At 63.4% G+C, this 7,129-nt stretch carries 8 protein-coding genes and 1 pseudogene; 3 read left to right on the top strand and 6 right to left on the bottom strand.

Translation table 11 applies throughout. The features are described from left to right. From FPZ47_RS25545 to FPZ47_RS28645, 6 genes and pseudogenes are all read right to left on the bottom strand, one after another. A pseudogene (locus FPZ47_RS25545) lies at positions 1-639 on the bottom strand (alpha/beta hydrolase fold domain-containing protein); the annotation flags it as partial. Positions 640-933: 294 nt separating this feature from the next. After that, positions 934-1,386: a MaoC/PaaZ C-terminal domain-containing protein gene (locus FPZ47_RS25540; RefSeq protein ID WP_007172211.1), complete on the bottom strand. Its 453-nt coding sequence runs from the start codon at positions 1,384-1,386 to the stop codon at positions 934-936. A gap of 14 nt (positions 1,387-1,400) precedes the next feature. Continuing rightward, positions 1,401-1,877, bottom strand: coding sequence for an FAS1-like dehydratase domain-containing protein (locus FPZ47_RS25535; RefSeq protein WP_170826177.1), 477 nt, complete (start codon positions 1,875-1,877; stop codon positions 1,401-1,403). A gap of 32 nt (positions 1,878-1,909) precedes the next feature. Further along, positions 1,910-2,245: an AtuA-related protein gene (locus FPZ47_RS25530; protein WP_007172213.1), complete on the bottom strand. Its 336-nt coding sequence runs from the start codon at positions 2,243-2,245 to the stop codon at positions 1,910-1,912. Then, positions 2,232-3,575 (bottom strand): acyclic terpene utilization AtuA family protein, encoded by a 1,344-nt coding sequence (locus tag FPZ47_RS25525; protein WP_232066823.1) that lies wholly within the window; start codon positions 3,573-3,575, stop codon positions 2,232-2,234. The genes FPZ47_RS25530 and FPZ47_RS25525 overlap by 14 nt, the downstream gene beginning before the upstream one ends. A gap of 44 nt (positions 3,576-3,619) precedes the next feature. Continuing rightward, complete coding sequence (locus tag FPZ47_RS28645) at positions 3,620-3,793, bottom strand: hypothetical protein (RefSeq protein WP_007172215.1); 174 nt, start codon at positions 3,791-3,793, stop codon at positions 3,620-3,622. A 456-nt stretch (positions 3,794-4,249) separates the two neighbouring features. Between FPZ47_RS28645 and FPZ47_RS25520 the strand changes: the two genes are divergently transcribed. The 3 genes from FPZ47_RS25520 to FPZ47_RS25510 are packed head-to-tail and all read left to right on the top strand — an operon-like array spanning position 4,250 to position 7,033. After that, positions 4,250-5,404: an acyl-CoA dehydrogenase family protein gene (locus FPZ47_RS25520; RefSeq protein WP_007172216.1), complete on the top strand. Its 1,155-nt coding sequence runs from the start codon at positions 4,250-4,252 to the stop codon at positions 5,402-5,404. Then, the gene (locus FPZ47_RS25515) at positions 5,364-6,632 is read left to right on the top strand and encodes a thiolase family protein (protein ID WP_007172217.1); all 1,269 of its coding nucleotides are present in this window, start codon (positions 5,364-5,366) and stop codon (positions 6,630-6,632) included. Before FPZ47_RS25520 ends, FPZ47_RS25515 begins: the two co-directional genes overlap by 41 nt. An 11-nt stretch (positions 6,633-6,643) precedes the next feature. Then, entirely contained in the window at positions 6,644-7,033 is a 390-nt protein-coding gene (locus FPZ47_RS25510) for a Zn-ribbon domain-containing OB-fold protein (RefSeq protein ID WP_033721568.1), read from the top strand. The last annotated feature ends 96 nt before the right edge of the window (positions 7,034-7,129 follow it).

The following is a 7,129-nucleotide window of genomic DNA, read 5'->3' as shown; positions in this document are numbered from 1 at the left end:
ATGCCATCGGGCGGCGGGGAGCGATGTGCGAGCGCGCCCAACGAGGTCGCGACGGCGAGTTGGCCGCCCGCCGAATCGCCTGTGTCGGCGGCAAGTGAATACTGACCAGTGCGCGGCCGACTCCTGATCAGTTTTCGATTGCCGTTGACAGCCTGCGATCGCTACCGTGCGGGCTGATGTCGATTCTTCAGAGCCCGCCAACCACCGGTAGGCCCTCAGTGCGTCGTCAGCAGCCGCCGGATACGGGTAACGCGGAGCCAATCGATAGCGGACCGCGAAGACCGGGCGCAGCGACGCGGCAGACAGTTCGCCCAGCAGACCGCGATGGGTTTTGGGAGAGCACATCGAAAATGCGCCGCCGTGAATGTAAAGGATCGGTGGCCCGTCCGGGTTGACGTTCGGTGCGACGACCCAATCTCCCCTCACTCGATCGCCGGCGAAGACGGTGTCGACCAGCCTTACGCGCAGTCCTGGGCGTGGGCGGGACGCGATGAGCGCCGCCCGAAGCACCCGATCCATCACAGCAAGCCCGTACTGGTTGGACGGTAGTGCTTGCGTCAATGGGCGAAGGACCCCGCGTGCGGATGTTGCGATGAGGTAGCTTGTCAGGCTCGGATCCCAATCCGAGGAAACGGATATCACGATAAGCCAGCCAGCTTTTCGTTGGTGCGGCCCCCTGTAGCATCCCAAAGCCCGCGTATAGCGGATCGAGGTCGCTGGCGCGGGGCCACGTCGTCTTTGAAGTGGTGGGTATAAGAAGGAAGCAGGCCTTGTAGGAACCACTGTTACTGATCTACCGGCAGCCTTCAAAGCGACGCGCGCCGTCGTCGCCAGAGCCGCAGAGCTACGCGATCCAGAGCGGGTCGTCCCCCGGTCGAGCTGGCGCAGGAACGTAGGCAACGATGATGCAGCGACGGCTGTCGAAGTTCTCGATTACCGCCGACCGGCCGGCAGTTGCAAGGTCGCCTCACTGGGCACGCATATGCCCTCCTCGCTGGACACTGCCAGTTCCAGGTCGACCAGGCGCATTCCGCGGTCTTGGCGCTTGGCCACCACCCGCCCGGTAAGGGTCGCGGTCTGTCCCGGGTAGATCGACTTGATCATCGATATCTTGCGCCGGCGCAGGAGCGCGTCGGGGCCCGCCCAGTCGGTGAGGCCCCGGTCGATGAAGCCGTGAAAGAACAGCGTCGACAGGTAGATCGTTCGCTGGCCCTGGCTGCGTGCGTACTCCGGATCGTGATGGCCCGGGAACCAGTCCCACGTCGCCGCGGCGTTCATGCAGACCCGCTTGTAGGTGATAGGAATCGACACCGGCGTGATCTCGTCGCCGACAATGACGTCATCGAAGGTAAGGCCTTTGATGTCTGCAGTGCTGATCTTGGTCATGAGCGCCCCCGGGTTTACTGGGCTGTGTCGTAGCGGAACAGGACGTTGGTGTTGCGGGCGATGTTCTCGCCGTGCTGGTCGGTGTAGGTGGTAAGCGATGTGATGAAGACGCCGGTTCCCAGCCGAGTCGTCTTCTCGTCGGATAGCGAGACGATCTCCTCGACTATCCAAACGTGGTCACCGACTCGGGGTCGGCGCTCCAGCTCGGTGGTGGTGGAGGCGTTGATGATGTGGTGGCCGGGCAGGGGAACGTTGAGCGCGAAAAGCCCGTCCTCGCGGTGCAGGTGCGCGGGCGCCCATTGCGGGTTCATGCCCAGGGTCATCAGCAGGCCCGGTGGGCACTCGTCGCCCTCCCAGTACCGTGGGTTGGCGTCCTCAACCAGAGAGCAGTAGTAGAGGATCATCGATCGGTCGATCGGAAACCACGCCTGCTTTGGCTCGGAGCGACGACCGACCCAGGACCGGCCCTCCTCTAGAGTGCCGAACGCCATCCCGAGCCCGGTGACATCGTTGGTGTGGGAGCTCACGGTGTTGCCTTCCCTTCGATGGCGGGTTCGGGCAGGGGCATGCGGGACAGGATCGAACACATCGACTTGCCGGTCTCGTCGAAGCGCAGTGTTGCGGTTGCGCCGCCGCCGAGGGCTCCCCGCATGACGATGTTGAACGCATGCAGGCGAGGCAGCGTGTAGATCGTCACGGTTCCGGTGACCAGACCCTTCATGAAGGAGGTGATGGCCTCCGGCCGCAGTCCGCGTTGCAGCGCGGCAAAAGCCTCGGCGTCGCGGGCGAGCACCACGACGTTGGAGATGTCACCCTTGTCGCCTGAACGCACGAACGCCAACTCGTCAATGGTGGGCATCGAGCATCTCCTTGGCGGCCTGGACACGGACGTGCTGTGGGACGAACTCACGCGGTACCAGGGTCGGCCACAGCGCTATCACCTTGCGCACCGCCAGCGGCGCGCCGAAGGCGGTACCCACCGGACCGGCCGTCGCTGGCAGCAGCATCGCGCGGCGGGCGACCTCGGCCTCGCTGCGGGTGCGGCACTTGGCCACCATCCGGAGCTCGACCTCGTTGGGCTGGGCGTCGGGTGCCGGTCGTGGGGCCACCGGGCCGGCCAGCGCGTCCCAACCGACACGGTCGAAACGCATCTCCTGCGGAATGACACCCAGGTACTTGATGCGGCCGCGCACTAGCCTCTCGCAGAAGTCGGCCTTCTCCAGAGCATCGGGCCAGGGGATCATCGTGCGCCCCTCGGCGAGGTAGCCGTCCTCGTAGCCGATCTGCACCTTGAGCGTGTCCGGCCGTCGGCGGCCGGTCATGCCCGTGAGCTGCACGCGGTCGGGGCCGAGTTCTTTGACCTCGACACCGCCCATGTCGACGACACCGTCGGGCAGCAAATAGCAGAACGGGTCGTGCACTTCGTAAAGCAAATGCTCTTTGATGGTCCACTCGTTGAGCACCCCACCCGAGCCCGGCACCTTACTGATCACAGCGGTGCCGTCAGCCGACATCTCGGCCATCGGGAACCCGAGCCGCCACGGATCACGCGACAGCCGCCACTGCGAGGACATGCCGCCGGTCGCGATGCCCGCACACTCCAGTACATGACCGACGGTAAGCGCGGCGCCGATCAGGTCGGGATTACGCTCAAATATCCACCCGAAGTGGCGCATGAGCGGCCCGCAATAAAGCGCAGAGTCGGCAAGCCTGCCGCCGATCACGACATCGGCGTCGCCGTCAAGTGCGTCAATGATCCCGTCGGAGCCGGTGTACGCCGAGACAGCGACGATCCGGTCGGCGATGCGGTCGATGTCTTCTTCGCCGGACTCAAGGTGCGCGAATTGCCAACCCGAATCCCTGATTTCGGCGATTCTCCCCGTCAAGTCGTCGCCCTCAATGGTTCCGATGCGGGTGTCGGGATATCCGGCGTCACAGGCCACTCGCGCAGCGGCCAGTGCGGCGGCACCCGGGTTCGCTCCGCCCCCATTGGTCACGATGCCGACGTCGTTACGGCGGGCAGCGGGCAGCGCCTGACGCAGAATGGGTTCGACATCGGGCACGTACCCTTTACCCGGGTCACGCATCTTGGCACGGGTAAGGAGCGCAACGGTCAACTCGGCCAGCAGGTCGAAGCAGGCAAACTCGACACCGCCCTGCTCAATGAGTTCCACCGCGGGATCCACCATGTCACCCCAATAGCCGGCACCAGCACCGATCCGCACGCTGGCACTCATGCGCACTCCTGCGCCGCCTCGGCGCTTGCCGCCGCGATGTCGGCACTAGGCGGCGGCGCGCTTGGCGGTATCCCGCCGACTGCCGGATCGACAAAGGGCACGAATGCGGCGCGCCCGGCCAGCCGTCCTTTGCCGGTGACCCCCGCAGCAATCAGCATCGTTCCGGGCATCGTGTTTTCCTCCTCTCTGTCCCCGGCCGTCGACCGCAAAGCTCTTGGCCGCGGGCCTGTTAATTGGCGTTAGCGTACGCTGTCTTGACACCGCTCGGCAGTGACCCGAGGCCCGGCGTCCGGGTCAAGCGAATCGAGCTTCCCGAAGTTGTCGACGTTGCGCCACGCCAGAGGGGCGAGATTGCCTTTCTGCTCATGGGCTGGGGATTAGAACGACTCCGGCTGCTGCCGAGAAATCACGTATCCGGCGTGGCGTAAAGCCGGTCACTGGAAGTCGACGCACTACCGACACGCGGACTTGCGCGTCAATGTTAACGGCCGATAACGTATCACCGGGCGATTACGCTGCTGTCGAGCGGTGACGGAAGCTTCCCTCGAATTCCTCGGTGTGTCGCCTGAAGTTTGTCGTGGCCGGTGCAAACCCGGACCTGCGGGTGATTCAAGGGGTTGAGCGGTATGGAGATATCAGAGAGCCAGGAACGGCGGGATCTGCGGGCGGCGGTTGCGGCCATCGGGAAGTCGTACGGCCACGATTACTACCTGACCAAATCCCTGGGGGGCGAGAAGTCTACGGAACTGTGGCAGGAGGTAGGTAAGCAAGGTTTTCTCGGGGTGAATATTGCCGAGGAGTACGGCGGTGGCGGTGGGGGTATCTACGAACTGCATGCCGTGGGAGAGGAGTTGGCGGCGGCGGGGTGCCCGTTGTTGATGACGGTGGTGTCGCCGGCCATTTGTGGCACCATCATCCAAGCGTTCGGAACCGACGAGCAGAAACGGCGTTGGCTTCCGGGCATTGCGAGCGGCGAGATCATAATGTCGTTTGCGATCACCGAGCCCGACGCGGGCTCAAACTCGCACAACATAGCGACGACCGCCAAGCGGGACGGCGCCGACTGGGTTCTGCGTGGCACCAAGTACTACATCTCGGGAGTGGACGAGGCGCAAGCCATCTTGGTGGTCACCCGAACGGGTACTGACGAGCGTGGGCGCGGCCGGCTGTCGCTGATGGTGGTTCCCACGGACGCTGCCGGCCTGCAGAAGACTCTGATTCCCGTGCAAGCCGTGACACCGGAGAAACAGTTCACCCTGTTCTTCGACGATGTACGTGTTCCCGGTGACAACTTGATCGGCGCTCGGGACGAGGGACTGCGGCAGGTATTCGTTGGTCTGAATCCGGAACGGATAATGGGGGCGGCGCTGGGCAATGGGATCGGCCGGTACGCGTTAAACAAGGCATGTACCTACGCCCGGGAGCGCAGGGTGTGGGACACCCCTATAGGGGCACATCAGGGAGTCGCTCATCCGCTGGCGCACGCCAAAATTCAGGTTGAACTCGCACGCTTGATGACCCAACGGGCGGCCGCCTTACACGATGCCGGCGAGGCAGGGGCCGGCGAGGCGGCGAATATGGCCAAGTACGCGGCAGCTGAAGCCGGAATCCTTGCGCTGGACCAAGCGATTCAGACGCATGGCGGCAACGGTCTGGCTACGGAGTACGGGTTGGCGACGTTGTGGGGACCGGCGCGGTTGATGCGGACGGCACCGATCAGCCGGGAGATGATCCTCAATTATGTTGCGCAGCATAGTCTCGCGCTTCCACGGTCATACTGAACGTCGACTAGGTTTGGGTGGCTGCTTCCATGAGGTCAACGTGAGAACTTGGGCACTTGCCAGCGAGCCGGCTATCGCCGCAGTAGAAGAACTACCGCCAGGAAAGTACGAAGGCCACGACGGCGCGGGCATGCAGGAGTTGGTGCTTCGTCGGTTTCTGCAGAGCCATTCACTTGGTCCCCGCGATGTGGACGGCCTGCTGGTTTGCCCGTCCGGCATGGCCAGCGGTGCGGGTGCCGACATCTTCGTCCACGAGCGCCTCAATGACGTGTTGGGCATCCGGCCGCGCTTTTGTGAGACTGTCAACGTCGGTGGGGCGACCTACACGATCATGCTGTCGCGGGCTGCACTTGCAATCAGCGCCGGCCTTGCAAACGCGGTGCTCTGTATCGGTGCGGGGAAATTCCCCAAGGTGGGGCGGGGAGGCGGCGCCAACGCAATGGCGCGCATGATCAGCCACCCGGACTTTGAGTACCCATACGGCAGCTTCATCCCAGCCCTTTACGCCTTAGCCGCCACGCGGCATATGGCCGAACGCGGAACGAGCCGCGATGCTCTTGCCGCCGTGGCGGTCTCGAGCCGCGAGTGGGCGTTACGGCATCCAGATGCTTTGATGCGCAACGCGGGTCCGCTCACCGTCGAGATGGTTCTGGCTTCACGACCTATCGCGTGGCCGTTCAATTTGCTGGACTGCTCAGTACCGTGTGAAGGTGGCGCCGTGTTCCTAGTGGCCCATGGTGACCGCGCGCGGGAAATCACCGACCAACCGGCCTATGTATTGGGCTTCGGTGAACACCACGATCACGGCAACATCACCCACACCAGCGACTTCGCAACAATGGGTGCCAGCGTGTCAGCGCGTGCCGCGTTCGAAATGGCCGATCTTTCGCCTTCGGACGTGCAGGTGGCCGAACTGTACGATGCCTTCACGATCAACCCGATACTGCTGTTGGAGGAAACGGGGCTGGTGGCGGCAGCTAAAGGTGGCCACTTCTTCCTGGATGGGCGGGGGGCGCCCGGCGGTGACCTTCCGGTGAACACCTACGGGGGTCTGCTGTCATTCGGACACACCGGCGACGCGTCGGGAATGTCGATGCTGATCGAAGCTGCGCGCCAAGTGATGGGGAAGGCTGCGGATCGTCAAGTGTCTGCAGAAATAGCATTGGTACACACTTACGGCGGCATGATGGCAGACCATTCGACCGTACTCTTGGGGAGGACGCCGTGACAACTGCTCCCATGCCCACCGTGACTGACAGCACGGCCGTGTACTGGCAGCAGGCAGCTGTCGGGCGGTTTGTGCTCCCGAAATGTCGGGAGTGCAAGCGATTCCATCATCATCCCCGCCCTTGGTGCCCATACTGCTGGGCTGCGGATCTGGATTGGCAAGAACCTTCGGGAAAAGCGACGATCGTCACCTACACCGTCGTCCGTCAGGCCCCGTCGCCAGCTTTCACCGCTCCTTACGTCTTGGCGATAGTGGAGCTGGAAGAAGGACCTCGAATGATGACCAACGTGATCGAATGCAACGTCGATGAAGTGCGGGTCGGTATGGCTGTCGAGGTGGTCTTCGAATCACGAGGCAACCTGGCACTTCCGCAGTTCCGACGGGTCACGTCAACTGCGTGACGAGCCGACGCGAAAACTCACTTATCCAGCACCGATTACCTGTATTTGTGGGTGGATGGCATCCACCTCAAGGTGCGCCTTGAGGTGGAGAAACTC

The sequence above is a fragment of the Mycobacterium helveticum genome (assembly GCF_007714205.1).
GTDB classification, from domain to species: domain Bacteria; phylum Actinomycetota; class Actinomycetes; order Mycobacteriales; family Mycobacteriaceae; genus Mycobacterium; species Mycobacterium helveticum.
The sequence above is the reverse complement of the archived record's forward strand: the minus strand, read 5'-3'. Positions and strand labels throughout refer to the sequence as shown.

What these genes read in the sequence shown, in the direction of transcription:
- FPZ47_RS25540 (WP_007172211.1), bottom strand. Translation starts at nt 1,386, where the DNA reads ATGACCAAGATCAGCACTGCAGACATCAAAGGCCTTACCTTCGATGAC.
- FPZ47_RS25515 (WP_007172217.1), top strand. Translation starts at nt 5,364, where the DNA reads ATGTTGCGCAGCATAGTCTCGCGCTTCCACGGTCATACTGAACGTCGA.
- FPZ47_RS28645 (WP_007172215.1), bottom strand. Translation starts at nt 3,793, where the DNA reads ATGCCCGGAACGATGCTGATTGCTGCGGGGGTCACCGGCAAAGGACGG.
- FPZ47_RS25520 (WP_007172216.1), top strand. Translation starts at nt 4,250, where the DNA reads ATGGAGATATCAGAGAGCCAGGAACGGCGGGATCTGCGGGCGGCGGTT.
- FPZ47_RS25510 (WP_033721568.1), top strand. Translation starts at nt 6,644, where the DNA reads ATGCCCACCGTGACTGACAGCACGGCCGTGTACTGGCAGCAGGCAGCT.
- FPZ47_RS25525 (WP_232066823.1), bottom strand. Translation starts at nt 3,575, where the DNA reads ATGGTGGATCCCGCGGTGGAACTCATTGAGCAGGGCGGTGTCGAGTTT.
- FPZ47_RS25535 (WP_170826177.1), bottom strand. Translation starts at nt 1,877, where the DNA reads ATGGCGTTCGGCACTCTAGAGGAGGGCCGGTCCTGGGTCGGTCGTCGC.
- FPZ47_RS25530 (WP_007172213.1), bottom strand. Translation starts at nt 2,245, where the DNA reads ATGCCCACCATTGACGAGTTGGCGTTCGTGCGTTCAGGCGACAAGGGT.